At 70.2% G+C, this 25,644-nt stretch carries 19 protein-coding genes and 3 pseudogenes; 14 read left to right on the forward strand and 8 right to left on the reverse strand.

Annotated features, from left to right (window positions below; genetic code table 11):
- Nucleotides 1–122 precede the first annotated feature (122 nt).
- Nucleotides 123–707: a Uma2 family endonuclease gene (locus tag O3X23_RS19345; protein ID WP_269272678.1), complete on the forward strand. Its 585-nt coding sequence runs from the start codon at nt 123–125 to the stop codon at nt 705–707.
- Nucleotides 708–725: 18 nt separating this feature from the next.
- Here the strand turns inward: O3X23_RS19345 and O3X23_RS19350 are convergent, their stop codons facing one another.
- Complete coding sequence (locus O3X23_RS19350; protein WP_269272679.1) at nt 726–1,919, reverse strand: PucR family transcriptional regulator; 1,194 nt, start codon at nt 1,917–1,919, stop codon at nt 726–728.
- A 135-nt stretch (nt 1,920–2,054) separates the two neighbouring features.
- On the opposite strand from O3X23_RS19350, the gene O3X23_RS19355 reads away from it, so the two are divergent.
- Together O3X23_RS19355 and pruA are read left to right on the forward strand one after the other, a co-directional pair.
- Complete coding sequence (locus tag O3X23_RS19355) at nt 2,055–2,984, forward strand: proline dehydrogenase family protein (protein WP_269272680.1); 930 nt, start codon at nt 2,055–2,057, stop codon at nt 2,982–2,984.
- 49 nt (nt 2,985–3,033) lie between these two features.
- Nucleotides 3,034–4,662, forward strand: coding sequence for an L-glutamate gamma-semialdehyde dehydrogenase (gene pruA, locus O3X23_RS19360; protein ID WP_269272681.1), 1,629 nt, complete (start codon nt 3,034–3,036; stop codon nt 4,660–4,662).
- Between the two features lie 499 nt (nt 4,663–5,161).
- On the opposite strand, the gene O3X23_RS19365 is transcribed toward pruA, so the two are convergent.
- Complete coding sequence (locus tag O3X23_RS19365) at nt 5,162–6,760, reverse strand: purple acid phosphatase family protein (RefSeq protein ID WP_269272682.1); 1,599 nt, start codon at nt 6,758–6,760, stop codon at nt 5,162–5,164.
- Nucleotides 6,761–6,890: 130 nt separating this feature from the next.
- Between O3X23_RS19365 and O3X23_RS19370 the strand changes: the two genes are divergently transcribed.
- The 8 genes from O3X23_RS19370 to cimA all read left to right on the forward strand — a co-directional run bounded on the left by O3X23_RS19370 (nt 6,891) and on the right by cimA (nt 16,771).
- On the forward strand, nt 6,891–7,928 hold the full coding sequence (locus O3X23_RS19370; protein ID WP_269272683.1) for a 3-isopropylmalate dehydrogenase: 1,038 nt from the start codon (nt 6,891–6,893) through the stop codon (nt 7,926–7,928).
- Nucleotides 7,929–8,114: 186 nt separating this feature from the next.
- A complete protein-coding gene (locus tag O3X23_RS19375) occupies nt 8,115–9,200 on the forward strand; it encodes a branched-chain amino acid aminotransferase (RefSeq protein ID WP_269272684.1) in 1,086 nt (361 codons plus the stop codon).
- Between the two features lie 212 nt (nt 9,201–9,412).
- A complete protein-coding gene (gene ureA, locus O3X23_RS19380) occupies nt 9,413–10,111 on the forward strand; it encodes an urease subunit gamma (RefSeq protein WP_269272685.1) in 699 nt (232 codons plus the stop codon).
- A complete protein-coding gene (locus O3X23_RS19385; RefSeq protein ID WP_269272686.1) occupies nt 10,108–11,799 on the forward strand; it encodes an urease subunit alpha in 1,692 nt (563 codons plus the stop codon). The genes ureA and O3X23_RS19385 overlap by 4 nt, the downstream gene beginning before the upstream one ends.
- A gap of 20 nt (nt 11,800–11,819) precedes the next feature.
- Nucleotides 11,820–12,851, forward strand: coding sequence for an agmatine deiminase family protein (locus tag O3X23_RS19390; RefSeq protein ID WP_269272715.1), 1,032 nt, complete (start codon nt 11,820–11,822; stop codon nt 12,849–12,851).
- Between the two features lie 35 nt (nt 12,852–12,886).
- Nucleotides 12,887–13,498 carry a TetR/AcrR family transcriptional regulator gene (locus O3X23_RS19395; RefSeq protein ID WP_269272687.1) on the forward strand — a complete coding sequence of 204 codons (612 nt, stop codon included), beginning with the start codon at nt 12,887–12,889 and terminating at the stop codon, nt 13,496–13,498.
- A gap of 60 nt (nt 13,499–13,558) precedes the next feature.
- Nucleotides 13,559–14,896: an MFS transporter gene (locus O3X23_RS19400; protein WP_269272688.1), complete on the forward strand. Its 1,338-nt coding sequence runs from the start codon at nt 13,559–13,561 to the stop codon at nt 14,894–14,896.
- 276 nt (nt 14,897–15,172) lie between these two features.
- Nucleotides 15,173–16,771 carry a citramalate synthase gene (cimA, locus tag O3X23_RS19405; RefSeq protein ID WP_269272689.1) on the forward strand — a complete coding sequence of 533 codons (1,599 nt, stop codon included), beginning with the start codon at nt 15,173–15,175 and terminating at the stop codon, nt 16,769–16,771.
- A gap of 12 nt (nt 16,772–16,783) precedes the next feature.
- On the opposite strand, the gene O3X23_RS19410 is transcribed toward cimA, so the two are convergent.
- Both O3X23_RS19410 and O3X23_RS19415 read right to left on the reverse strand, forming a co-directional pair.
- Nucleotides 16,784–17,005 carry a DUF397 domain-containing protein gene (locus O3X23_RS19410; RefSeq protein ID WP_269272690.1) on the reverse strand — a complete coding sequence of 74 codons (222 nt, stop codon included), beginning with the start codon at nt 17,003–17,005 and terminating at the stop codon, nt 16,784–16,786.
- Nucleotides 17,002–17,826 carry a helix-turn-helix domain-containing protein gene (locus O3X23_RS19415; protein ID WP_269272716.1) on the reverse strand — a complete coding sequence of 275 codons (825 nt, stop codon included), beginning with the start codon at nt 17,824–17,826 and terminating at the stop codon, nt 17,002–17,004. The genes O3X23_RS19410 and O3X23_RS19415 overlap by 4 nt, the downstream gene beginning before the upstream one ends.
- A 113-nt stretch (nt 17,827–17,939) precedes the next feature.
- Between O3X23_RS19415 and O3X23_RS19420 the strand changes: the two are divergent.
- Both O3X23_RS19420 and O3X23_RS19425 read left to right on the forward strand, forming a co-directional pair.
- Nucleotides 17,940–18,323 (forward strand): annotated as a pseudogene (locus tag O3X23_RS19420) (ATP-binding protein); the annotation flags it as partial.
- A gap of 156 nt (nt 18,324–18,479) precedes the next feature.
- Complete coding sequence (locus O3X23_RS19425) at nt 18,480–19,001, forward strand: hypothetical protein (RefSeq protein ID WP_269272717.1); 522 nt, start codon at nt 18,480–18,482, stop codon at nt 18,999–19,001.
- 209 nt (nt 19,002–19,210) lie between these two features.
- On the opposite strand, the gene O3X23_RS19430 is transcribed toward O3X23_RS19425, so the two are convergent.
- The 4 genes and pseudogenes from O3X23_RS19430 to O3X23_RS19445 all read right to left on the reverse strand — a co-directional run bounded on the left by O3X23_RS19430 (nt 19,211) and on the right by O3X23_RS19445 (nt 23,031).
- Nucleotides 19,211–19,735: an RICIN domain-containing protein gene (locus tag O3X23_RS19430; RefSeq protein ID WP_269272691.1), complete on the reverse strand. Its 525-nt coding sequence runs from the start codon at nt 19,733–19,735 to the stop codon at nt 19,211–19,213.
- A gap of 277 nt (nt 19,736–20,012) precedes the next feature.
- Nucleotides 20,013–20,246, reverse strand: a pseudogene (locus tag O3X23_RS19435) (class II fructose-bisphosphate aldolase); the annotation flags it as partial.
- A pseudogene (locus O3X23_RS19440) lies at nt 20,227–21,113 on the reverse strand (SIS domain-containing protein); the annotation flags it as partial. The pseudogenes O3X23_RS19440 and O3X23_RS19435, both read right to left, overlap by 20 nt.
- A gap of 157 nt (nt 21,114–21,270) precedes the next feature.
- A complete protein-coding gene (locus tag O3X23_RS19445) occupies nt 21,271–23,031 on the reverse strand; it encodes a glycoside hydrolase family 35 protein (RefSeq protein ID WP_269272692.1) in 1,761 nt (586 codons plus the stop codon).
- A gap of 194 nt (nt 23,032–23,225) precedes the next feature.
- On the opposite strand from O3X23_RS19445, the gene O3X23_RS19450 reads away from it, so the two are divergent.
- Nucleotides 23,226–25,607 (forward strand): polysaccharide lyase 8 family protein, encoded by a 2,382-nt coding sequence (locus O3X23_RS19450; RefSeq protein ID WP_269272718.1) that lies wholly within the window; start codon nt 23,226–23,228, stop codon nt 25,605–25,607.
- Nucleotides 25,608–25,644: the final 37 nt, after the last annotated feature.

Here is a 25,644-nt window from a genome sequence, read left to right on the forward strand (position 1 = left end):
CCGACCGCTTGAGGTCGCAGCGTCAGCGACGCAGCCGCCCTTCACTCATATGAAGGGCGGCTTCGTCATTCCCTCCCGCTACGCTGAACGCTGCGGACAGAATCCCGTCCATGGGAGGAATCATGACTGCCGAACCGCTACCGGCCTGGGCTTTCCCGCCTCCGGGCGGATTCACCGCGGACGACCTCGACCGCATCCCCGATCTCCCGCCGCACACAGAACTGATCGACGGGAGCCTTGTCTTCGTGAGCCCGCAGAAGTATTTCCACATGTTGGCCGTGGATCTGTTGAGCACGCTTCTGCGGCAGGCTGTCCCGGAGAAGTTCCGTGTGCTGCGCGAGATGACTGTCGTCCTGAACCGGTCCAATCGGCCTGAGCCGGATATCTCGATCGTGCGGGCCGCAGCGGTTTCCGAGACTGCCGACGAAACCGGCTACGAGGCCGCGGACGTCATCCTCGCCGTGGAAGTCGTCTCGCCCGAATCCGAGGAGCGGGACCGCAAGCGCAAGCCCCAGCTCTACGCGGAGGCGGGCATCCCGCACTTCTGGCGGGTCGAGAAGGGTGAGGGCCGGCAGCCGGTCGTCTACGTCTACGAGCTCGACACGATGACCCGTACCTATGTTCCGTCGGGCATCCACCACGAGCGGCTCAAGGTCCCCGTCCCCTTCACCATCGACATCGATCTCACCGAGATCGACCGTCTCTAGGACCCGGCCGGGCCGTTTCTACAGCCGCGCCGCCTTCAGCGCCATGTGCAGCAGCAGCCGGTCCTCGCCCTCGTCGAGGTCGAGGCCGGTGAGCTGTTCGATGCGGGAGAGGCGGTAGTAGAGGGTCTGGCGGTGGATGGCGAGGGCGGCGGCCGTGCGGCCGGCCTGGCCCGCGCAGTCCAGGTAGACCTCGGCGGTGCGGGCGAGTTCGCGGTGGGACGGTTCCAGCAGGGGGAGCACGGCGGGGTCGGGGGCGGTTCCGCCGGGGAGCGCCGAGAGCATGCGGTACGGGCCGAGGTCCGCCCAGTCCGCGACCGGCGCGAGCCGGGGCTGGACCCGTGCCGCGCGGGCGGCCGCGGTCGCCTGCCGCCAGGCTTCGGACAGCCCGTCCAGACCGCGCGCCGGCTCGCCGAAGCCGGCCATGGCGCCGGGCGCGGCCGATGTCTCCAGCAGTCGCGTCGCAGCCGCGCGGGCGGGGGAGACGTGCTGGGCGGAGCGCAGCCGGACCAGGATGGCCAGCGGGTCGGCGCCGACCGGCCCGGGGGCCGGGATCCAGCAGAGCGCGGCCGCGCCCGGGATCGTGCGGATCCCCGGCAGCTCCCGCGACCCGTCGGCGGGGAGCGTGGCGCCGTCCAGCGCCGGAGGAGCCGTCCAGCCCAGGACGCACACGAGCGCGTGCACCTCGTCCGCGTCCGGCCCGAGCGCCTTGCTCAGGGCGTCCCGCGCGGCCTCGCGCCGCTCGCCGGGGCCCGCGGTCAGCGCCGCGCGCAGCTCACGGCCGACGTCGGCGCCCGCCCGGGACTCGGCGGCCAGCCGGTCGCCGATCCGGTCGCAGACCTCCATCGCGGCGACCAGCCGCGGATCGGGGTCGGGCCCGGCGTCCGAATCGTCGAGCAGCCACACATAGCCGTGCACGATGCCGCGATGCCGCACCGGCAGGCAGATCCGGCCCCGGACGACACCGGCCGCCGGGGCGGCGGGGATGCGCACCGGGCCGGTGGCGCGGGCGATGCCGAAGCGTTCGAACCAGGAGCGGACCTCGGCCGTCGAGCGCCGGGTCAGGATCGAGCGGGTGCGGACGGGGTCCATCACGCCGTCGTCGCTGTCGTGCGCGCCGAAGGCGATCAGCCGGAAATCGCGGTCCTCCAGGGTCGCGGGCGCGCCGACGAGAGCGGACACCTCGTCGACCAGTTCCTCGTAGTCCTCTCGCACCCCTTCATTCTCTCTTACATCTGTATGAGGGATGCCGCACGGATGCGTGACAGGTGTCGATGGTTCACGGGGTAGGTGAACCCTAGATTTCGCGGTGTCGCTGCCTGTTCATGCTCTGATCCTGAAGGAGCCCCCGTGCTCGGTCCTGTGTTGCTCGCCGCCTCGCGCAGCGACCGCATGCGTCGCCTCGTCGCCGCCGCGCCGGTCACCCGCCCTGTGGTGAACCGTTTCGTCGCCGGTGACGAACTGCGTCCGGCCCTGGACAACGTCCGCGAGCTCACCGCGTCGGGTCTGGAGGTCACCCTCGACCACCTGGGCGAGGACGTCACCGACGCGGCCACCGCGAGCGCGACCCGCGACGCGTACCTGGCCCTTCTGCGGGCGCTGGAGACCGAAGGCCTCGGCACGCGCGCCGAGGTCTCCGTGAAGCTCTCCGCGTTCGGGCAGGCGCTGCCCGGCGGCGGCCACGACATCGCGCTGGAGAACGTCCGCGAGGTCGCGGAACTCGCCACCGCGATCGGCACCACGGTCACCCTCGACATGGAGGACCACACCACCGTCGCCTCGACCCTGGGGATCCTCGCCGAGCTGCGCAAGGAGCACCCGGACACCGGCGCCGTCATCCAGTCGTACCTGTTCCGCACCGAGGACGACGCCAGGCAGCTGGCCGTCGCCGGCTCGCGCGTGCGTCTGGTGAAGGGCGCGTACAAGGAGCCCGCGAGCGTCGCGTTCCAGTCCAAGGCTGAGGTCGACAAGGCGTACGTGCGCGTCCTGAAGATCCTCATGGCCGGTGACGGCTACCCGATGATCGGCTCGCACGACCCGCGCATGATCGCCATCGCCCAGGAGCTGGCCGCCCTCTACGGCCGCAAGTCCGGCAGCTACGAGTTCCAGATGCTCTACGGCATCCGCACCACCGAGCAGCGCCGCCTCGCGCAGGACGGCGAGCGCATGCGCATCTACGTGCCTTACGGCGCAGACTGGTACGGATACTTCATGCGCCGTCTCGCGGAGCGTCCGGCCAACCTCGCCTTCTTCCTCCGTTCCTTCCTCCCCAGCCGTTGAGCAACCCTCATCCCCGCTGAGTGACCCTCACCCTTAGGAGCGCATTTACATGGACGCTGTGACCCAGGTCCCCACGCCGGTGAACGAGCCGATCCACTCCTACGCCCCGGGATCCCCCGAGCGCGCCCGGCTCGAAGCGAAGCTGAAGGAGCTGGCCGGCAATCCGATCGACCTGCCGATGACCATCGGCGGCGAGCAGCGGATGGGTGGCGGCGAGCGCTTCGACGTCGTGCAGCCGCACAATCACAGCGCCCGCATCGGCACCTACGCCAACGCCACCGCCAAGGACGCGCAGGACGCCGTCGACGCCGCCCTCGCCGCCGCCCCGGCCTGGCGCGCGCTCTCCTTCGACGACCGCGCCGCGATCATCCTGCGCGCCGCCGACCTGCTGTCCGGCCCGTGGCGCGAGACGCTCGCCGCCTCGACCATGCTCGGCCAGTCGAAGACCGCCCAGCAGGCGGAGATCGACTGCCCGTGCGAGCTGGTCGACTTCTGGCGCTTCAACGTCTCCTTCGCCCGGCAGATCCTCGCCGAGCAGCCGATCAGCAGCGCCGGCGTGTGGAACCGCAGCGACCACCGGCCGCTGGAGGGCTTCGTCTACGCGATCACGCCGTTCAACTTCACGGCCATCGCGGGCAACCTGCCCACCGCCCCCGCCCTGATGGGCAACACGGTCGTGTGGAAGCCGTCCCCGACGCAGACGCACGCCGCCGTGCTGCTGATGCGCGTCCTGGAGGCCGCCGGCCTGCCCAAGGGCGTCATCAACCTGGTGACCGGTGACGGCATCGCCGTCTCCGAGGTGGCGCTCACCCACCCGGACCTCGCCGGGATCCACTTCACCGGCTCGACCAAGACCTTCCAGCACCTGTGGAAGACGGTCGGCAACAACATCGAGAACTACAAGACGTACCCGCGTCTCGTTGGCGAGACCGGCGGCAAGGACTTCGTCGTCGCCCACCCCTCCGCCGACCCGGCGATCCTGAAGACCGCGCTGACCCGTGGCTCCTTCGAGTACCAGGGCCAGAAGTGCTCGGCCTCCTCCCGCGCCTACATCCCGCGCTCCATCTGGGAGAACGGCTTCAAGGAGGAGTTCGCGGCCGAGGTCGACGGCATCACCATGGGTGACGTCACCGACCTGTCGAACTTCATCGGCGCCGTCATCGACGAGCGTGCCTTCGCCAAGAACAAGGCGGCCATCGACCGCGCGAAGTCCGACCCGACGGTCGAGGTCGTCGCCGGCGGCACCTACGACGACTCGGTCGGCTACTTCGTCCGCCCGACCGTCCTGGTCTCGACCGACCCGGCGAACGAGATCTTCCGCGACGAGTACTTCGGCCCGATCCTCGGCCTCTACATCTACGAGGACGACGAATTCGACGCCATGCTCGCCCAGATGGAAGCCGTCTCGCCGTACGCCCTCACCGGCTCGATCATCGCTCAGGACCGCACCGCGGCCGTGGACGCGATGGAGAAGCTGCGCTTCGCCGCCGGCAACTTCTACATCAACGACAAGTCGACGGGTGCGGTCGTCGGGCAGCAGCCGTTCGGCGGAGGCCGCGCCTCCGGTACGAACGACAAGGCCGGCGCCGCGTCCAACCTGATGCGCTGGACGTCGACCCGCTCCATCAAGGAGACGCTCGTCCCGCCGACCGACTACCGGTACCCCCACCAGGGCTGATCCGCCCTGCTGCGGCCCGACCGCATACCGCCGCCCCCGCACTCCGGTCCCCATCCGGGCGCGGGGGCGGCCTGCGTCCGGGTGGTCTCCGTCTCAGATAGTAGGAAGTCCGAGTAACTGTGGAGACATAACGGCGGTGCTGGCCTAGCTTTGTGGGAGCCGAACGAATCGCTCCACCAGCGATCGGCGGATGCGAACCCGCGCCCTTTCGCAGGTCACCCCCTGCGGCGCACGTTCCCCGCCCCGTTCTATGGCGACAACCATCTCCTTGATCTTCCTTTGGAGCTGATCACCATGGACGAGACCGCACGCGAGAACGCGATGAAGGCACTGCAGCGCTCGCTCGACCGCCGGGACAACGGCGGCAGCACCGGCCACGAGGCCCGCTAGCGCGGCGCGCCAGGTACACGAACGAGGCGCCGGACGGGCTGAAAAGCCCGTCCGGCGCTTGAAGAACGTGCTCAGCGAGCCCTACGCGCCACCGTGCTGTGCTGGTTCTTCACTTCGCCCTCCGGGCTACCGTGAAGTGGTCCACGCGCTCGCCCGTCTCCGCCAGTGCGGAGACCGTCAGCGTGGCCGTCCGTCCGGAGGACGCCGGCTCCACCTCGACCGCGATGAACGAGTAGCCCGTGTAGCGGACCCGCGACCAGGTGACGTTCTCGGTGACCTTGCCGCCGCCCTTGGCCGAGTGCCAGGTGGCGACCGAGTCGACGTGGTGCTCGTGGCCCTCGAACGAGTCGGGCGCCGGGAAGTCGTAGAGGCTGCGGCCCGCGCCGCCGGCCGTCACGTAGACGACGCCGTCCCGCTCGGGGTGGACCGTGTCGCCGATGGCGACCGGCTTCGAGACCTTGCCGCCGCGGATCGCGTCGGTGCGCTCGTAGACGTGGTTGTGGCCGTTGACGACCAGGTCGACCTGGTGCTTCTCGAAGAGCGGCACCCACTTCTCCTGCACGCCGCCGTCGGACGCGTGCGCGTTGGTGGTCGAGAAGGCGCAGTGGTGGAAGAAGACCACGATGAAGTCGACGCCGCGCTGCCGGCGCAGCTCGCCCAGGCGCTTTTCCAGCCACGCGGTCTGCTTGCCGCCGCTGATGTCGTAGTTGGCCGGGATCTCGTACGAGACGTCGTTCGCGTCGAGCGCCACGACGGCCGTGTTGCCGTAGACGAAGGAGTACGCGCCCGGCAGCTTCTTCGCGTCGGGGCCGTTGCCCGGCAGGCTCCAGCGGGCCTCCTGGCCGCCGTAGCCGTTGGGGGAGTACCAGGCCTCCATGTCGTGGTTGCCGGTCGTCACCATCCACGGGACGCGGGCCGCGACCGACTCGGTCTGGGCCAGGAACTGGTCCCAGGTCCGCGCGTCGTAGACGGAGGAGTCGGACTGCTGGCCGGAACCGGCCGGGTCGGCGTAGCAGATGTCGCCGGCGTGCAGGTGGAACGCCGGGTTCTGCGCCAGGATCAGGCTGTCGTTGGCGAGCGCGTGGTAGCTGACGCCCTGGTCCCCGAAGGCGGTGAAGGTGAAGCGCTCACCGCTGCGCGCGGGCGCGGTGGTGAAGCTCCCGATGGTGCCGAACGCCTGGCCGGAGGCCGGGTCGAAGCCCTCGTGGCCGACGCCGTAGTAGTAGGTGGTGCCGGGGTGCAGCCCGTCCAGCGCGGCGTGCAGGTAGTACTGGTCCACCGGCGGCAGCTTGCTGTTGAGCAGCTGCGGGGTGTGCAGCGCGCGGACCTCGGCCTGGATCTTGTGGCTGAGGGCCCACGGCTTGAGGCCCACCCGGATGAACGGCTTCTTGACCGCGAGCGGGACCTGCCAGGAGACCCGGAACTGGGTCTTGGGGTCCGCGCCGAAGGCGAGATGGCGGGCGAAGGGGGCGACGAGGGAGCCGCTGACGTGGTGCCCGGTCGCGGGCCTGCCCAGCGGGGTGGGGGAGGGCGAGGCGGCGTTCGCGGTGCCGCTCAGCAGTCCGGCGCCCGCCACCGCCCCGGCGGCGGCGACGGTGCCGCGGATGACCCCGCGGCGCGTCAGCCGGGAACGCAGGTATTCGTGCTGTTCGGCCATGCTCATCCGGTCGGCGAGCTTGTCCGCGATACCCATACGTGGTGTGTCCATGCGGCGCAATCTCGCAGCGCCGTTCGACTCATGGCCGTACTGCGGGTGAACGGGCCATGGCCAGCCTCCCATATGTCCGTCATGCGGACACCAAGTGTCATTCAATGGGACGCCGAGTAGGGTTTCCCGCATGTCTCGCACCCTCAGCCTCGCAGTGATCCCCGGTGACGGAATCGGCCAGGAGGTCGTGGCCGAAGGGCTCAAGGTCCTTGCCGCCGTCCTCCCTTCGGACGTGAAGCTGGAGACGAAATCCTTCGATTTCGGCGCCAAGCGCTACCACGCCACGGGTGAGACGCTCACTGAGGACGACCTTGCGCAGCTCAAGGAGCACGACGCGATCCTGCTCGGCGCGATCGGCGACCCGTCCGTGCCGTCCGGAGTGCTGGAGCGCGGCTTCCTGCTGAAGCTCCGCTTCGCCTTCGACCACCACGTCAACCTCCGCCCCAGCAGGCTCTTCCCCGGCGTGGCCACCCCGCTGGCGGGCAGCCCGGACATCGACTTCGTCGTGGTCCGTGAGGGCACCGAGGGCCCCTACACCGGCAACGGCGGCTCCATCAGGACCGGCACCCCGCACGAGGTGGCCACCGAGGTCAGCCTGAACACCGCGTTCGGCATCGAGCGCGTGGTGCGTGACGCCTACGCCCGCGCCCAGGCCCGCCCGCGCAAGAAGCTCACGCTGGTCCACAAGAACAACGTGCTGGTCTACGCCGGCCACCTGTGGACGAACATCTTCAACAAGGTCGGCGAAGAGTTCCCCGACGTGACCACGGACTACCTGCACGTGGACGCGGCGACGATCTTCCTCGTCACCGACCCCGCGCGCTTCGACGTGATCGTCACCGACAACCTCTTCGGCGACATCATCACCGACCTCGCCGCCGCCGTGTCCGGCGGCATCGGGGTCGCCGCCAGCGGCAACATCAACCCCAGCGGCGACTTCCCCTCGATGTTCGAGCCGGTGCACGGGTCCGCCCCGGACATCGCCGGCCAGAGCAAGGCAGACCCGACGGCGACGATCCTCTCCGTGGCCCTGCTGCTCCAGCACCTGGGCTACACCGACGAGGCCGCCCGCGTCGAGAAGGCCGTGCACGCGGACCTCGCCGAGCGCTCCGCCCCGCGCAGCACCGTGCAGGTGGGCGACGCGCTGGCCGCACGAGTAGCCGGCTGACACCTGGCCCCTGGGCTTATGCCCCGGCCGGGTGCGACCATCAACCCCGGGCCGCACATTTATGCCTATGGCCCCATCGCTGCGATAATCAGCGGTGGGGCCGCTGTGCGAGGGGAAACTCGGACGTCCAAGCACTGGGACGGCGGGTGCGGTCCGCCATGACCTCACGGTGAAGGACACGCAGACATGACGACGCCCACGATCGAGCTCAAGCCTTCCTCGCACCCGCTGTCCGACGCGGAGCGCGAGGCGATCCTCTCCAAGCCCGGGTTCGGCCGCCACTTCACCGACAACATGGTGACGATCCGGTGGACCGAGGGCCGTGGCTGGCACGACGCGCAGCTCGTGCCGTACGCCCCGCTCTCCATCGACCCGGCCAACATGACGCTGCACTACGCGCAGACGATCTTCGAGGGCCTGAAGGCGTACCGCCAGCCCGACGGCACGGTCGCCACCTTCCGCCCCGAGGCCAACGCCAAGCGCTTCCAGGACTCCGCGCGCCGGCTGGCCATGCCCGAGCTGCCGATCGAGACGTTCATCGAGGCCGTCGACGCGATCGTCGGCCAGGACAAGGCGTGGGTGCCCGCCGCCGGCGAGCAGTCGCTCTACCTGCGTCCCTTCATGTTCGCCACCGAGGTCGGGCTGGGCGTCAAGCCCGCCAACGAATACCTCTTCATGGTGATCGCCTCGCCGGCCGGCGCCTACTTCGCGGGTGGCGTGAAGCCGGTCTCCGTCTGGCTCTCCGAGGAGTACGTGCGCGCCGCGCCCGGCGGCACCGGCGCGGCGAAGGCGGGCGGCAACTACGCCGCGTCCCTCGTCGCCCAGGCCCAGGCCATCGAGCACGGCTGCGACCAGGTCGTCTGGCTGGACGCGATCGAGCGCAGCTGGATCGAGGAGATGGGGGGCATGAACCTCTACTTCGTGTCCGGCACCAAGATCCTCACCCCCGCCCTCACCGGCTCGCTGCTCCCCGGCATCACCCGCGACTCGCTGCTGCGGATCGCCGCCGACCTGGGGTACGAGGTCAGCGAGGGCCGGATCTCCGTCGAGGACTGGAAGCGCGGCTGCGCCGACGGCTCCATCACCGAGGTCTTCGCGTGCGGCACCGCCGCCGTGATCACCCCCGTCGGCTCGGTCAAGTCCACCCGCGCCGACTGGACCGTCGCCGACGGCAACCCCGGCGAGGTGACGATGAAGCTGCGCGAAGCGCTGCTGGCCATCCAGACCGGCACAGCCCCGGACCACCACGGCTGGATGCACCAGCTGGGCTGACGCCCGCGTCGTCTCTTTCACCGAGCGCCCGCGTCCGGTCCCTTCCCAGGGACCGGACGCGGGCGTTCTGCGTTGTCGACGGCACGTTCGTTTGAGTGGCGCTCAATACTTCTTGGCATGGCGTACAGCTCATGTGGCTCATGTTTTCCGGAACACGGTTGTCTTGTTAGAGTGGCGTTCTAATTCCTCATGACCTTGCCGGGAGGCGCACCGTGCGACTGACCCCGACCGAGCGGGACCGCCTCCTGCTGTTCGGTGCCGCCGAGCTGGCTCGGGCCCGCCGGGCGCGCGGCCTGCGGCTGAACGTGCCGGAGGCGACCGCGCTGATCGCCGACGCCGTCTGCGAGGCGGCCAGGGACGGCCGCCGGCTGGCCGAGGCCATCGCGGCGGCGCAGGCCGTCCTCGGGCCGGAGGACGTGCTGCCGGGAGTGGCCGACGTGGTCAGGGAGGTGCACGTCGAGGCGGTCTTCGACGACGGCTCCCGGCTCGCGGTCGTCACCGATCCGATCGGCGGCGCGTCCATGGGCGACGGTGCCCCCGGCGCCATCCTGACCGGCCCGGCGGTCGCGGAGCGGGCTCCGTCCGTGACGCTGACCGTGCACAACACCGCGAGCGTGCCGGTCAGCGTCACCTCGCACTTCCACTTCTTCGAGGCCAACCCGCGCTTGGACTTCGACCGTTCCGCCGCGTACGGCATGCGGCTCGCCGTCCCGGCGGGATCGTCGGTGCGCTTCGGCCCGGGGGAGTCCGCGCCGGTGGGCCTGGTGCCGATCGGCGGTGCGCGGGTCGCGATCGGCTTCGCGGGGCTGGTCGACGGCCCGCTGGACGCGCCTGGCGCCCGCGAGGAGGCCCTGCGCAGGGCCGCCGCCTGCGGCTATCTGGGCACCCACATCCCGTTGGAGGGCTCATGACCGGGATCGATCCGCGCGAGTACGTGGCGGTGCACGGCCCGCGTGCCGGGGACCGGGTGCGGCTGGGTGACTCCGGGCTCGTCGTCCGCGTCGAGTCCGACGCGCAGCTGCCGGGTGATGAGTTCCTGGCCGGGTTCGGCAAGACCGCTCGTGACGGGATGCACCTCAAGGCCGCCGCTGTCCGGGACACCTGTGATGTCGTGATCAGCAATGTGGTGGTGATCGATGCGGTGCTCGGTATCCGCAAGGTGTCCATCGGCATCCGCGAGGGCCGGATCTGCTCGATCGGCCGGGCGGGCAACCCTGACACCCTCGACAGGGTCGATGTGGTCGTCGGGACCGGCACGAGCATCGTGTCGGGTGAGGGTCTGATCGCGACGGCCGGCTCGGTGGACACGCACGTGCACCTGTTGTCGCCGCGGATCATGGAGGCTTCGCTGGCCTCGGGTGTCACCACGATCATCGGCCAGGAGTTCGGTCCGGTGTGGGGGGTGGGGGTGAACTCGCCGTGGGCGTTGCGGCATGCGTTCAACGCCTTCGATGCGTGGCCGGTCAACATCGGCTTCCTGGCCCGTGGTTCCTCCTCAGACCCGGCCCCGCTGGTCGAGGCGCTTGTCGAGGGCGGCGCCTCCGGCTTCAAGGTCCATGAGGACATGGGTGCGCACACCCGGGCGCTGGACACCGCGCTGCGTGTCGCGGAGGAGCATGACGTGCAGGTGGCGCTGCACAGTGACGGGTTGAACGAGTGCCTGTCGGTGGAGGACACGCTGTCGGTCCTGGACGGCCGGACGATTCATGCCTTCCATATCGAGGGCTGCGGCGGCGGGCACGTGCCCAACGTCCTGAAGATGGCGGGGGTGCGCAACGTCATCGGCTCGTCGACCAACCCGACGCTGCCGTTCGGGCGGGACGCGGTCGCCGAGCACTACGGCATGATCGTCTCGGTCCATGACCTGAAGACGGACCTGCCGGGCGACGCGGCGATGGCCCGCGACCGGATCCGGGCCGGGACGATGGGCGCCGAGGACGTCCTGCACGACCTGGGCGCGATCGGCATCACCTCCTCCGACGCGCAAGGGATGGGCCGCGCGGGCGAGACCGTGCGCCGCACGTTCCAGATGGCCGGGAAGATGAAGGCCGAACGCGGGCCGATGCAGGGCGACGGACCCGCGGACGACAACGGGCGGGTGCTGCGCTACATCGCCAAGCTCACCATCAATCCGGCCATCGCCCATGGCCTTGCCCACGAGATCGGCTCGCTGGAGGTCGGCAAGCTCGCGGACATCGTGTTGTGGAAGCCGCAGTACTTCGGCGCCAAGCCGCAGATGGTCCTGAAGTCGGGCTTTCCCGCCTACGGCGTCACCGGCGACCCCAACGCCGCCACCGACGACTGCGAACCTCTCGTCATCGGCCCGCTGTTCGGGGCGCACGGCGCGACCGCGGCCGACCTGTCCGTCGCCTTCGTGGCCCGCGCGGCGGTCGAGTCCGCGGACGACCGGATGCCGACCCGGCGCCGCCGGGTCGCGGTACGCGGCACCCGCGGCATCGGCCCCGCCGACCTGCGGTTCAACTCCCGCACCGGCCAGGTCGACGTGAACGGCGACACCGGCCTGGTCACCCTCGACGGTGACCCGCTGCGCTCGGAACCCGCCGACCAGGTGTCCCTCAACCGCCTGTACTTCTTGTGACAAGGACCCGCACACCCATGATGAACACCCCCGCCGCCGACGGCTTCCGGATGCCCGCCGAATGGGCCCCGCACGCCCGCACGTGGATGGCGCTGCCGTCCCCCAACTCCACGTTCGCGGACGGCGAGGACCTCGACGCCTCCCGCCGCGCCTGGGCCGAGGTCGCGCGCACCATCAGCCGCTACGAGCCGGTCACCGTCCTTACCACGCCCGGTGACGGAGACGCGGCCCGCGCGTTGCTCGGCAGCCGGGTCGATGTCGTGGAGCAGCCGCTCAACGACGCGTGGATGCGCGACATGGGCCCGACGTTCCTGGTCCGTGACGGCGAACTGGCCGCCGCGAACTGGGTGTTCAACGGCTGGGGCGGCCAGGAGTGGGCGCAGTGGGACCTGGACTCCCAGGTCGGAGCGAAGGTCGCCGAGCTGGCCGGCGCCCGCGGCTACGCCTCGGCGCTGGTCAACGAGGGCGGCGGCATCCATGTCGACGGCGAGGGCACCGTGCTGCTCACCGAGACCGTCCAGCTCGACCCGGGCCGCAACCCCGGGTGGACGAAGGAGCGGGTGGAGGAGGAGCTGCACGCCCACCTCGGGACGACAAAGGCCATCTGGCTGCCGCGCGGGCTGACCGCCGACTACGGGCTCTTCGGCACCCGTGGACATGTCGACATCCTGGCCGCGTTCGTCCGGCCCGGCACGGTCGTCGTCCACAGCCAGCAGGACCCGTCCCACCCGGACCACGCGGTGTCGCAGGAGACGATCAAGCTGCTCGGCGCTTCCACCGACGCGCGCGGCCGCGCCCTGGAGGTCGTCGAGCTGCCCGCTCCCTCGGCCACCGGGGAGGACGGCGAACTGGTCGACTATTCTTACGTCAACCACTACCTGTGCAACGGCGCCGTCGTGCTGTGCTCCTTCGACGACCCGGCCGACCGGGTCAACGCGGAGATTTTCGGCCGGCTCTTCCCCGAGCGGGAAGTGGTCCTCGTCGAGGCCCGCACGATCTTCGCGCACGGCGGCGGCATCCACTGCATCACGCAACAGCAGCCCCAGGTGTGAACCGAGCGCGGCCCAGGGACGAGTCGGAGGACGCGGTGACCGGACAAGCCCGGGCCAGGCGGCGGCTCAAGCAGCCCCGCGAACTGGTGATGGCCGCCGCGATGACGGCCATCGCGGAGCACGGGCTGGCCGAGCTCACCCTCGCCGGCCTCGGCCGCGAGGTCGGTATGAGCAGCGGCCACGTCCTCTACTACTTCGGCAGCAAGGACGAGCTGCTGCTGCAGACCCTGGAGTGGAGCGAGGAACAGCTCGGCGCCCAGCGCCGCGCCCTGCTCTCCCGCCCGCTGCCCGCCCGCGAGCGGCTCGACCTGATCGTCGACCACTACCTCGCCGACGGCCACCGCGATCCGCACTGGGTGCTGTGGTCCGAGGTCTGGACCCGCTCCCAACTCGGCGAGGAGGGTCTGCAACGGCAGCTCTCCCTGGAACTGGCCTGGCACCGGGACCTGGTGGCGCTGCTCGCCGAGGGCATCTCCCGCGGCGAGTTCCGTGCCACCGACCCCGAACGGTTCTCCGTCCGGCTCCGCGCGCTGCTGGACGGCTTCGGCACCCACCTCGTCGTCGGCCTCCCCGGCACGGACCGCGAAGCGGTCCTCGGCCACGTGCGGGAGTTCCTCCAGGACGGACTGCTCGCGCCCACCGCGTGAGCCGGCGCTGCCGGAGGCGCCCTTGCGGGGGAACGGGTCATTCCGGCACGGTCGTTGACCATGGGCACCCCGGGACGCGTCGACGGACAGCAGCACTGGAAGAAGATCTGGGTCGGCTCGGCCGGCAACATGGTCGAGTGGTTCGACTGGTTCGTGTACGCGACGTTCGCGACGTACTTCGCGGCCTCGTTCTTCCCCAAGGGGGACGAGACCGCCCAGATGCTGAACACCATGGGCATCTTCGCGGTCGGCTTCTTCATGCGGCCGGTGGGCGGCTGGCTGCTCGGACGGATCGCTGACCGCAAGGGCCGAAAGGCCGCGCTGACGCTCTCGGTCTCCCTGATGTCGGCGAGCGCCGTGCTGATCGCGGCGGCCCCCACGTACGCGGTCGCCGGGTACGGCGGCGCGGGCGTCCTGCTGGTGGCGCGACTGCTCCAGGGCCTGTCGGTGGGCGGCGAGTACGCGGCGAGCGCCACGTACCTGACGGAGGCGTCCGCGCCGGGCCGCCGGGGCTTCGCCTCCAGCTTCCAGTACGTGTCGATGACGGTCGGGCAGATCATCGGGCTCGGCCTGCAGATCATCCTCCAGCACACGATGTCGGACAGCGCGCTGCACAGCTGGGGCTGGCGGATCCCGTTCATCGTCGGCGCCCTCGGCGCCGCGATCGTCTTCTACCTGCGGCGCAACATGCTGGAGACGGACGTCTACGAGGGCGCGTCCGCCGAAGCGGGCAACGCCGGGGAGGACCGTGGCACCCTGGCGGCGCTGTGGAAGCACCGGCGCGAGGCGTTCCTGGTCATGGCGCTCACGATGGGCGGCACCGTCGCGTACTACACGTACACCGTCTACCTCACGAAGTACCTGTCCAGCAGCGCGGGACTGCCCAAGCAGACCGCGACCCTGGTCAGCTTCTGCGCGCTGACGGTCTTCGCCTGCCTCCAGCCGCTCGCGGGAGCGCTGTCCGACCGCATCGGCCGCCGGCCCCTGCTGATCACCTTCGCGGTCGGCTCGACCTTCCTCACCGTCCCGATCATGACGGCACTCCGGCACGTCAGCGGCTTCTGGTCGGCCCTCGGGCTGGCCCTGCTCGCGCTGGTGGTCGTCACCGGCTACACCTCGATCAACGCCTGCGTGAAGGCCGAGCTCTTCCCGACACACATCCGCGCCCTGGGCGTCGCCCTGCCCTACGCCCTGGCCAACGCCCTCTTCGGGGGCACCGCGGAATACGTCGCCCTGTGGTTCAAGAAGGGCGGCATCGAGTCCGGCTACTACTGGTACGTGGCGGGCTGCGCGGCCGTGTCGCTCGTCGTGTACCTGTCGATGCGCGAGACGCGGGAGATCGACCTGCACCGGGTGGGGCGCGACATGCCGGACCGTGAGCAAGCGCTCGCATCCTGAGACGGGGCGGAGCGCGGGGCGGGTCTGTGCCAGACTGCTGCCGTGCTCTCCAACGTCATCATTATGGACAGCGCACGCCGGTCCGCAGTGAGCGCCCCGTAGAAAACGTACGGCAGCGACCACCGTGTCCCAGACCCGCGTGCAGACCTCTCGCATCCGCGAGGGGTTTTTTCGTTTCCCGGCCCACCCACGCCGGACGCGAAGCGCGAGGGATCATTGGGGGCAAGTGGAGACGGGTCTTCCGGTAACCACTCATCCGACAGGAGCCTCACCACCATGACAGCCGCATTGGACGACAGCTTCCATGTCTTCGACACCACGCTGCGCGACGGCGCGCAGCGTGAGGGGATCAACCTCACCGTCGCGGACAAGCTGACGATCGCCCGGCACCTGGACGACTTCGGGGTGGGCTTCATCGAGGGCGGCTGGCCGGGCGCCAACCCCCGGGACACCGAGTTCTTCGCCCGGGCGGCCACCGAGCTGGAGCTGCGGAACGCCACGCTGGTCGCCTTCGGAGCAACCCGTAGGCCCAACGGGCGAGCCGCCGAGGACATGCAGGTCAAGGCGCTGCTGGACTCCAAGGCCCCGGTGATCACGCTGGTCGCCAAATCACACGACCGGCATGTCGAGCTGGCGCTGCGCACCACGCTGGAAGAAAACCTGGAGATGATCCGGGACACCGTCTCCTACCTGCGCGAGCAGGGACGGCGGGTCTTCGTCGACTGCGAGCACTTCTTCGACGGCTACAAGGCGAACCCGGAGTACGCGAAGCAGGTCGTGAGAGCGGCGCACGAGGCCGGCGCCGACGTCGTCGTGCTCTGCGACACCAACGGCGGCATGCTGCCGGCGCAGGTCCAGGCCGTGGTCGGCCTCGTCCTGGCCGACACCAACGCGCGCCTGGGCATCCACGCCCAGGACGACACCGGCTGCGCGGTCGCCAACACGCTCGCCGCCGTCGACGCGGGAGCAACCCACGTGCAGTGCACGGCGAACGGCTACGGCGAGCGGGTCGGCAACAGCAACCTGTTCCCGGTGGTCGCGGCGCTGGAGCTCAAGTACGGCAAGAAGGTGCTCCCCGACGGCGCGCTGGCGGAGATGACGCGGATCTCGCACGCCATCGCCGAGGTCGTCAACCTCGCGCCCTCCACCCATCAGCCGTACGTGGGCGTCTCCGCCTTCGCCCACAAGGCCGGTCTGCACGCGTCGGCCATCAAGGTCGACCCGGACCTCTACCAGCACATCGACCCCGAGCTGGTCGGCAACACCATGCGGATGCTCGTCTCCGACATGGCGGGACGCGCCTCCATCGAGCTCAAGGGCAAAGAACTCGGCATCGACCTCGGCGACGACCGCGAGCTCGTCGGCCGAGTGGTCGCGCGGGTGAAGGAGCGCGAGCTCCAGGGCTACACGTACGAAGCAGCGGACGCCTCCTTCGAGCTACTGCTGCGCGACGAGATCAACGGCCGCCCCCGCCGCTACTTCCGTGTCGAGTCCTGGCGCGCGATCGTCGAGGACCGCCCCGACGGCATCCACGCCAACGAGGCGACAGTGAAGGTATGGGCGAAGGGCGAGCGCATCGTCGCCACGGCAGAGGGCAACGGCCCGGTCAACGCGCTGGACCGCGCGCTGCGCGTCGCCCTGGAGCGGATCTACCCACAGCTCGCCGAGCTCCAGCTCGTCGACTACAAGGTCCGCATCCTCGAAGGCCGCCAGGGCACCGACTCCACGACCCGCGTGCTCATCACCACGAGTGACCGTCAGGGCGAGTGGAACACGGTCGGCGTCGCGGAGAACGTGATCGCGGCCTCCTGGCAGGCCCTCGACGACGCGTACGCCTACGGGCTGCTGCGCGCGGGCGTCGACCCGCAGGAGTGAGTCGTCAGCGAGTTACACGGCGGTGAGATCGGCCCCGGCGGCGAAAGCGACGAAGCGGGTCCAGGCGGCGGGGGAGACCGTCAGGGCCGGACCGTCGGGGTCCTTGCTGTCACGGATGTGGATGGCGTGGGGGTGGGCGGCGACTTCGATGCAGTTGCCGCCTTGGTCGCTGCTGTGGCTGGACTTGAACCAAGCGAGGTCGTCGGTGGGGTGCGGGCTTGCTGCGCGGTTCATGAATCTCCTAGCAGATCGTCCAGCAGACCCATGCTCTCCTCCGGGGTCAGGGCCTGTGATCGCAGCATCCCATATTTCTGCTGGAGCGTACTGACCTGATCTGGATCATCATGGAGGAAGCTGACGAGTTGGCCCTCGATATAAGCAAGTTGATCGTGGTCAGGGGTCTCCAGTAGCACCATGGGGCCTGAGAGGCCCGCGTGCCGCTTGCGGTTCGTGGGCATGATCTGGAGTCCCAGAAAGGGGAGTTCGGAGCACCGTCGTAAGTGGCGGATCTGCTGGCTCAGCACCTCCCGGCCACCGATGGGGCGGTGCAGGATCGACTCCTCCAGCAGGTAGTTCATCATCGGCGGCCAGGGCTTGCGCGCGAAGATGTTCTGCCGATCGATCCGCAACGAGACCCATTCCTCGACCTGTTCCTCGCTGATCGGCGGGTAGAGGCAGGCGAAGACCTCCTGTGCGTACTGCTCGGTCTGCAACAGGCCGGGCACGACATGGTTTTCGTACGAGAGCAGGGTCAACGCCTTCTGCTCCAGCTCCATGAAGTCCTGCGCGAACAGTGGATACCGCTCCTTCTCCGGGATCTGCGTCACCGCGACCCCCAGCGCCCCCTTCGTCTCCAGAAGTTGGTCCAGGTGGTCCGCCAGGTCCCCCTTCAGCGGTCTCCGGCCCTGCTCGATCGAGGCGATCGTCTCCTCGTGCACACACAGCCGCTCGGCCAGCGAGAACTGGGTGTATCCCGCTCCTCTGCGGAAGTGGCCCAGCATGGCGCCGATCACGTGCCACGACGGATTCTTCTTGGGCTTGTTGGCCGGTTGCATGACGTTTCCCATTCCCGCCCACCTCAGTACAGGACCCTCTCCCGAGGCGTACAACCCATCCGTACGCCCTGACGCTGTGGTCCACTTTAGTCACTCACTGTGACAGTCTGTCTATGGACAAAATCAATCAACTGAGCCTTTTTCGCGAGGCGTTCTACCGGCGCGAGCGTCGATCCGTTCCCGCCGCGCGGGCCTTCGCCGCCGAGGCGCTGCGGGCGTGGGGGGTGGTCGGCCGGCGGGACGACGTGCTGCTGTGCGTGAGCGAGCTGGCGACCAACGCCCTGCTGCACGGGGTACCGCCGGGGCGCGGTTTCCGGATGCACCTCGCCCTCGACAAGGGCGAGGGCGGCGCCCTGCGCGTCGAAGTGCACGACAGCGGTGGTGGCGATGTGCGGGCGCCGGCACGTTGTCCCCAGGGTGGGGACAGCGGCGGGCGCGGGTTGCTGCTGGTGGCGGAGGTCGCGGACGACTGGGGTGTGCGGCGGCGCGATCCCGGCAAGGTCGTCTGGTGCGAGTTCGCAGCCATTTCCGTCGGTGCACAGCCTCTGGCGGACGCGCGTAGAACTCGGGCACACTCGTCACGCACGACAGCGGCACCCGCTCAACGCTCAACCGCCCCACCGGTTGCACGCATCCCGCAGGAGGCCCCTCATATGACGTTCCGCAGCACCACGACGCTCCGCACCGTCCTCAGCGCCCTGGTCCTCACCCTCAGCGTCCTCTTCGCTCCTGGTTTTGGCCTCGCCGCCACCCAGGACGCCTACGCGGTCAGCAAACTGACGCACGCGCAGGCCACGTCCATGTTCAGTTCGGCGGGAATCACCTGGTCGTCGTCGGGCGGCTGTTCCAACCGAAACGTCTCCACCTGCACGTCCTTCGACCAGCTCAACCTGGCCACCGCGCAGGGCGCCGTCACGCTGCGGCACGCCAGCGGCTGCGCCATCAACATCACCGGCGGCACGGAGACCGGCCACGCGAGCGGCACGTACAGCCACTGGAACGGCTACAAGCTCGACATGGGCAAAAGCACCTGTCTCACCAACTACATCCACCGGTTCACCTACATCGGACTGCGGGGCGACGGCGCTCCGCAGTACAAGTCGGGGTCCGGAAACATCTACGCGGACGAGGGCAGTCACTGGGACGTCCTCTACTACAACTGCGGCGGCTGCTGACGGTTCAGAACGAGCCGGTCACGCGCGGACCTGGTCGTGACCGAAGGGGGACGGGGCCGTAGGGGTTGGGGTCCGAAATGCTGCCGTGTATTTGTGGGCCGCCAGGCCCGTAAATATACGATTTCGGACCCCTGCCCCGGAGGCACCGGCCCCCGACCCACGACGAAGAGTCCGCTCATGACCGGCTGCCTATGCGCGGAGCACCGTGCTCAGAGCCCGGTCTGCCACTGCCACTGCTGGTCGGGGTGGCCGTGGCAGTCCCAGATGACCAGGGGCGTGCCGTTCGCGGTGCTTCCGTTGTTGGCCAGCCCTATGCACTTGTTGACGGCAGCATTACTGCGGAGCGAGTTGTTGACCGAGGCATACCACTGCTGGTCGGGGTGGCCGTGGCAGTCCCAGATGACCAGGGGCGTGCCGTTCGCCGTGCTTCCGTTGTTGGCGAGCCCCACACACTTGTTGGCGCCGGCTTGGCTGTAGAACGCCGAGGCCCCACCGCTGGGGCCACTGGTCCAGCGCTGGTCGGGGTGGCCGTGACAGTCCCAGATGACCAGGGCCGTGCCGTTCGCCGTGCTTCCGTTGTTGGCCAGCCCCACACACTTGTGCGAGGCGGCGAGACTGTGCCAGAGGTAGCTGTCAGCCTGTGCGTCGGCGCTGGCGGTCCCGGGGAGGATCAGTGCTGCGATCCCGGTCGCCGCAGCTAACAGCCCTAGCCGGTATTTCAGACGAGATCTCATGAGCGATTTCTCCCTCGGATCAGTGGAAACTGCGTGACGGCCAGATTTCCGGCAGGCCCTTCGGTCTGTCCAGAGACGGTCCGCTGAGCGGAACCAGCGGGGCTTTTCTCAGCCAGGTGCCGTGACGTCCGGCGAGGACGCTCCCTAGAGCCAGCGCCCGAGTCCTAGCCCGCGGCCGGCGGCCCGGCCAGCACCCGCAGCAGTCGTGCCACCTCGTCCGTGACGGCGGAGCGCCCCGGGCCGAGGTACTTGCGGGGGGCGGTCAGCTGCGGCTGCGCCGGTGACAGTGCTCGGCCACCGACGCGGTGACCGCCACGTTCTCCTCGTACGGCAACGTCGAGGCGTCGAACATCACCGAGGTGAGGCCCAGCGCGACGGCCTGCTCCACGAGCATGCGGTCGGTCGCGTGGTCGAGGTGGACGGCGACCGGTACGGACGCGGCGCGGGCGATGGCGAGGGTCGCGGCCGCGACCGGCTCCAGGGCGCCGTGGTAGAGCACCGCGTTCTCGGTTGCGCGGGGTGTCGGGGTTGAGGCCGTTCGCCTCGGCGATGGCGACCGCCAGCCGCTGCACCCGGATCAGATCGGCCAGCGGGTCGGTGCCCGAGGCCTCCAGCGTGCCGCCGGTGCGCGCCACGTCCCCGTCCAGGCCCTCGGGCAGGTCGCCGAAGACCCAGGCGATCCGGTTCGGGCCGGTGATCGAGATGGGGCCGTGCCGGTACTCCATCGCGGGGTACGACTCGGTCCAGGCGCCCGCCGCCTCCCGCATCTTGAGGCCGGCCTCCAGCGCGATGCCGTAGGACCAGCCGGTGCCCAGGAAGCTGAACTGCTCGGCGCCCAGCAGGTCCGGCGACAGCACCTCGGCGATCGCGCGGCGCGCATCGGCGACGGCGGGCGCGATGTCCTCGCCCAGGTGAGTGCGGAGCAGCGCCAGGACGCTGGTCGCGAAGCGGGTCTGGACGACGGACTTCTCGTCGGCGAAGTCCAGCACGACCAGGTCGTCCACGAGGTCCACGATCGGGGTGTCCGGGTCGCCGATGACCGCCGTGGTCCTGACCGTTCCGCGCGTCCCGCCCGTCCCACGCACCTTGCGGAGCAGTTCCAGTACCTCGGTGGTGGTGCCGGAGCGGGTGATGGCCACGATCCGGTCGTAGTCGCGGCCGTAGGGGAACTCGGAGGCGGCGAAGGCGTCGGTCACGCCCAGTCAGGCGCGCTCGCGCAGAGCGGCGTACGACTGGGCCATGAACCAGGAAGTACCGCAGCCCACGACCGCGACCTTCTCCCCGGTCGCGGGCAGCAGGCCCGCGACCTCGGGGATGAGTCCGGCGGCGCGCTCCCAGCACTCGGCGGGGTGGTGATCTCTTCCGCGGTGATCGACATGGAGGTGCCCTCCCTTCGTCGTTCCGTCCGTCAGGTCGGACGGTACCGGGCCCCGCCCGGAACCGGTGGCGAGGTGGAAAAATGGACTAGACCAGAAGGGTGGACCGTCGGCCGGTCGACAGAACCGGTCGACAGAACCGGCCGACGGAACGGCCGGTCAGCCGAGGTCGGGCTCGGTGCGGATCTCGACGAAGGGTCCGGCGTGCCCGTCGAGTTCGAGCACGGCGATCTCGTTGCGGCCGGAGCGCAGCAGCGGCCACGGCACGTAGAGCGTCCGCTGCGGGCCGCGGTCCCAGTAGCGGCCCAGGCAGAAGCCGTTGACCCAGACGTACCCCTTGGTCCAGCCCGGCAGCGCGAGGTAGCCGTCCGCGGGCTCGTCGACGTCCAGGAAGCCGCGGTGGAAGGCGGCGGCCCGGGACGGTCCTTCGAGCGCGGTACCCCAGGGCAGGCCGTCCGGCGTGCCGTCGCCGAGCGGTACCGGCTCCGCGGTCCAGCCGTGCAGGTACTGCTGGGTGTGCAGCACGCCCGACAGGCCCTTGCGGTCTCCGATCGCGGCACCGTAGTTCACTCGGCCCATGGACTCCACGAGCAGTTCCAGGCGGGCGGTAGGGCCGTCCACCGCGATCTCGGGGCGCTCGCCGCCGTCGCGTTCCAGGACAGCGACCTGCGTGCCGTCCACGAGGACGTGCGCGCGGTCGGCCAGTCCTTCCAGGGTCAGCGGGTACGCCCGGCGCGGGCCGGGGATCTCCGTCCGGTACAGCACCAGGCCGTGGGCCAGGCCCAGCTCCTCGAAGGACGGCGGCACCGGGGCGTGGACGGTGCCGGTCGACAGCCGTTCGATGACGTCGAGGAGCGGTACGGACTCGGTGAGCTCGATCCTGGCGGCCGGCAGCAGCGGCGGCATCGGCTCGGGGTCGGGCGCCGGCTGCTCGGTGCAGGCCGCCAGCACCTCGCGGAACGCCCAGAACTTGGGGGTGGGCGCTCCCCGCTCGTCGATCGGGGCGTCGTAGTCGTAGGACGTGATCGTCGGCTGGTACCCCTCGCCGGTGCGCGGGTCGGCGGTGTTGGCGCCTGCCCAGGTGCCGAAGTTGGTGCCGCCGTGCGCCATGTAGAGGTTGACGGAGGCGTCGTTCTCCAGGATCTCGCGCAGCGCGCCCGCGGCGTCCTCGGGGGAGCGGACGGTGTGCTTCTCACCCCAGTGGTCGAACCAGCCGTTCCAGAACTCCATGCACATCGGCGGGTCCTGCGGCCGGAGGCGGCGCAGCTCGGCGAAGGCCTCGGTGGCGCGGCTGCCGAAGTTGGCGGTGGCGAGGTGGCCGGGGACGGCCCCGCCGGTGAGGAAGAAGTCCTCCGGGCCGTCGGAGGTGAACAGCGGCACGTCGATCCCGCGCGACCGCAGGCCGTCGGCGAGGTGCCCGAGGTACGCGCGGTCCGTTCCGAACGACCCGTACTCGTTCTCTATCTGCACCATCAGGACGTTGCCGCCCCGGGTGGTCTGGTGCGCCGCGATCATCGGGATCAGCCGGTCGTACCAGCGGTCCACCGCCTCCAGGTAGCGCGGGTCGTTCACGCGCAGCCGCAGGTTCCGGTCGGCCAGCAGCCACCAGGGCAGGCCGCCGTTCTCCCACTCCGCGCAGATGTACGGGCTGGGGCGCACGATCGCGTGCAGTCCGGCGTCGGCGGAGGCGCGCAGGAAGCCGTCCAGGTCGGCGAGGCCGTCGAAGGTGTACTCACCGGGGCGCGGCTCGTGGAGGTTCCAGGGGACGTACGTCTCCACGGTGTTCAGGCCCATCGCACGCAGCATGCGCAGCCGGTGCGGCCACTGCTCGGGGAGCGTGCGGAAGTAGTGCAGCGCGCCGGACAGCAGGCGCAGGGGGCGGCCGTCGAGGGAGAAGCCCTCGGGTGACATCTCGAGCATGAGGGTTCTCCGGTGCGGTGACGTGCTGCTGCGGGTGGCGTCAACGTGATCGTAAGTGGGCGTTCCTGTCGTCACAATCCAAAAAATCAAACAGTGTTCAATCCGTTGTGGGCGGTGGAACACGCATGATAGAAACCGCTTACTAGAGAGCAGTGAAGCACACCGTCGTCTTCGCCCTCGGAGGTTCCACCGCCATGTCCTCCCCCTGGTCCCGCCGGACGTTCCTCGCCGGAAGCGGGGCAGCGGCCTTCGCCGCGGGTCTGCCCGCCGTGAGAGCAGCCGCTGCCTCCGACGCCTTCGACACCCTGCGACTGCGCTGGCGCGCCCTCGCCCTGGGCACCGGCTTCGACGCCGCCGCCGAGCCGTACGCGACGAAGCTCGCGACCCTCGGCACCGCCGCGCGCACCTCGCTGGCGTCCATGGCCCCGGCCACCGGATCGCTCTGGCCCGACCAGCCGCTGAACGCCACCGCGTCGATCACCGGGAGCTACGCCCGGCTCAACGAGATGGCGCAGGCCTGGGCCCAGCCCGCCACCGGCTCCACCGCCGACCCGGCGATGGTCGCGGCCGTCGTCCAGGGCCTGGACCACCTCTACGCCCAGGTCTACAACGAGAACACCACCGCGTTCCTCCCCAACTGGTGGGACTGGCAGATCGGCAGCCCCCGGCTGCTGCTCGACACGGTGACCATCGCCTACGACGCGCTCAGCGCCGCCCAGACCGCCTCCTACCTGCGGGCCGTCGACCACTTCGTGCCGGACTCCGCCGTCGGGTCGTACTCCGGCACCAGCACCGGCGCGAACCGCGTCGACCTGTGCCGGGTCATCGCCGTCCGGGGCGTGCTCGGCAAGTCGGCGGCGAAGCTGGCGCTGGCCCGCGACGCGCTCTCGCCGGTCTTCCCCTACGTGACGACCGGCGACGGGCTCTACGCCGACGGCTCGTTCGTCCAGCACACCTACGTCGCGTACACCGGCTCGTACGGCGAGGTGCAGATCGACGGGCTGTCGCGGCTGTTCGCGCTGCTCGCCGGCTCCACGTGGGCGGTCACCGACCCGAACCGGCAGATCATCCTGGACTCCGTCGAGAAGGCCTACGCGCCGTTCCTCTACAACGGCCTGGTCATGGACGCGGTCTCCGGGCGCGCCATCAGCCGGGGCATCGCCACCACCGACCCCACCCGAATCCAGGGCGACGACCACCGGCGCGGCCACCCACTGCTGGCCCACATCGCGCTGCTGGCCGAGGGCGCGAGCGCCACCGAGCGGACCCGCTGGCAGGGCCTGGTCAAGGGATGGATCCAGCGCGACTACTACAGCCCGGTACTGGCGGACGCCAAGCTCGGCATCGCTGACCTCGCCCGGCTGGAGGCCATCGCCGACAGTGCGGTGGCCGCCGTGCCGGAACCTGTTGCGCACCGGCTCTTCCCCGGCATGGACCGGGCGGTGCACCGCCGCGCCGACTGGGCCGCCGTGATCGGCATGGCCTCGAAGCGGATCACGTACTACGAGACCGGCAACGGCGAGAACCTGCGGGGCTGGCACACCGGCTCCGGCATGCTCTCCTGGTGGGGCTCCACCTACGGCAACGGCCAGTACAGCGACGCCTTCTGGCCCACGGTCGACCCGTACCGGCTGCCCGGCACGACGGTGTCGAAGAAGGCGCTGGCGGACGCAGCCGGCGGCACGTGGGGCGCGGCGCGGCCGGACGTCACCTGGGTCGGCGGCGCCACGGACGGGGAGTTCGCGGCGGTCGGCCAGCACCTCAAGGGCCTGTCGAGCACGATGAGCGCCCGCAAGTCGTGGTTCTGTCTCGACGACACCGTCGTCTGCCTCGGCGCGGGCATCACCAGCACCGACGGCACGGCCGTCGAGACCGTCGTCGAGAACCGCAACCTCGGCCCGACCGGCACCCACGGCCTCGCCGTCAACGGCACCACGCAGTCCACGGCGCTCGGCTGGTCCGCGACGCTAGCCGGCACCCAGTGGGCCCGGATCACCGGCTTCGGCGGCTATGTCTTCCCGGGCGGCGGGGGAGCGACGCTCAAGGCGCTGCGCGAGGCGCGCACCGGCACCTGGGCCGCGATCAACACCGGCGGCGCCACCGACGCGCTGACCCGGCGCTACCTCACGCTCTGGCTCGACCACGGCGTGAACCCCGTGAACGCCTCCTACGCCTACCTCGTCATGCCGGGCGCGACCGCCGCCGCCACCGCGGCCCGCGCCGCCGCCACCGGCTGGATGACGACCCTCGCCAACACGGCGGCGCAGCAGGGCGTCGCGGTGCCCTCGCTGGGGTTCACCGGGATCAACTTCTGGTCGGCGGGCACCGTCGGCGGCGTCACCGCCTCGATCCCGGCCTGCGTCACGATCCGCGTCAGCGGTTCCACGGCCACCGTCTGCGTGTCGGAGCCGCCGCGGTCCGGCGCCTCGCTCGACATCACCTGGAACCGGCCGGTGTCCGCCGTCACCGCCAAGGACGCCACGGTGACCGTCGTCGGCACCGGCGCCTCGCTGCGGCTCACCATCGCCCCCGGAACCGCCGGGGCCACCCACCGGGCCACGGTGAGTCTGGCGTGACACGCGGCCTTATTGATTCGATCGCGCGGGCAGGATG

This window comes from Streptomyces sp. H39-S7 (genome assembly GCF_027158205.1).
Lineage (GTDB): Bacteria > Actinomycetota > Actinomycetes > Streptomycetales > Streptomycetaceae > Actinacidiphila.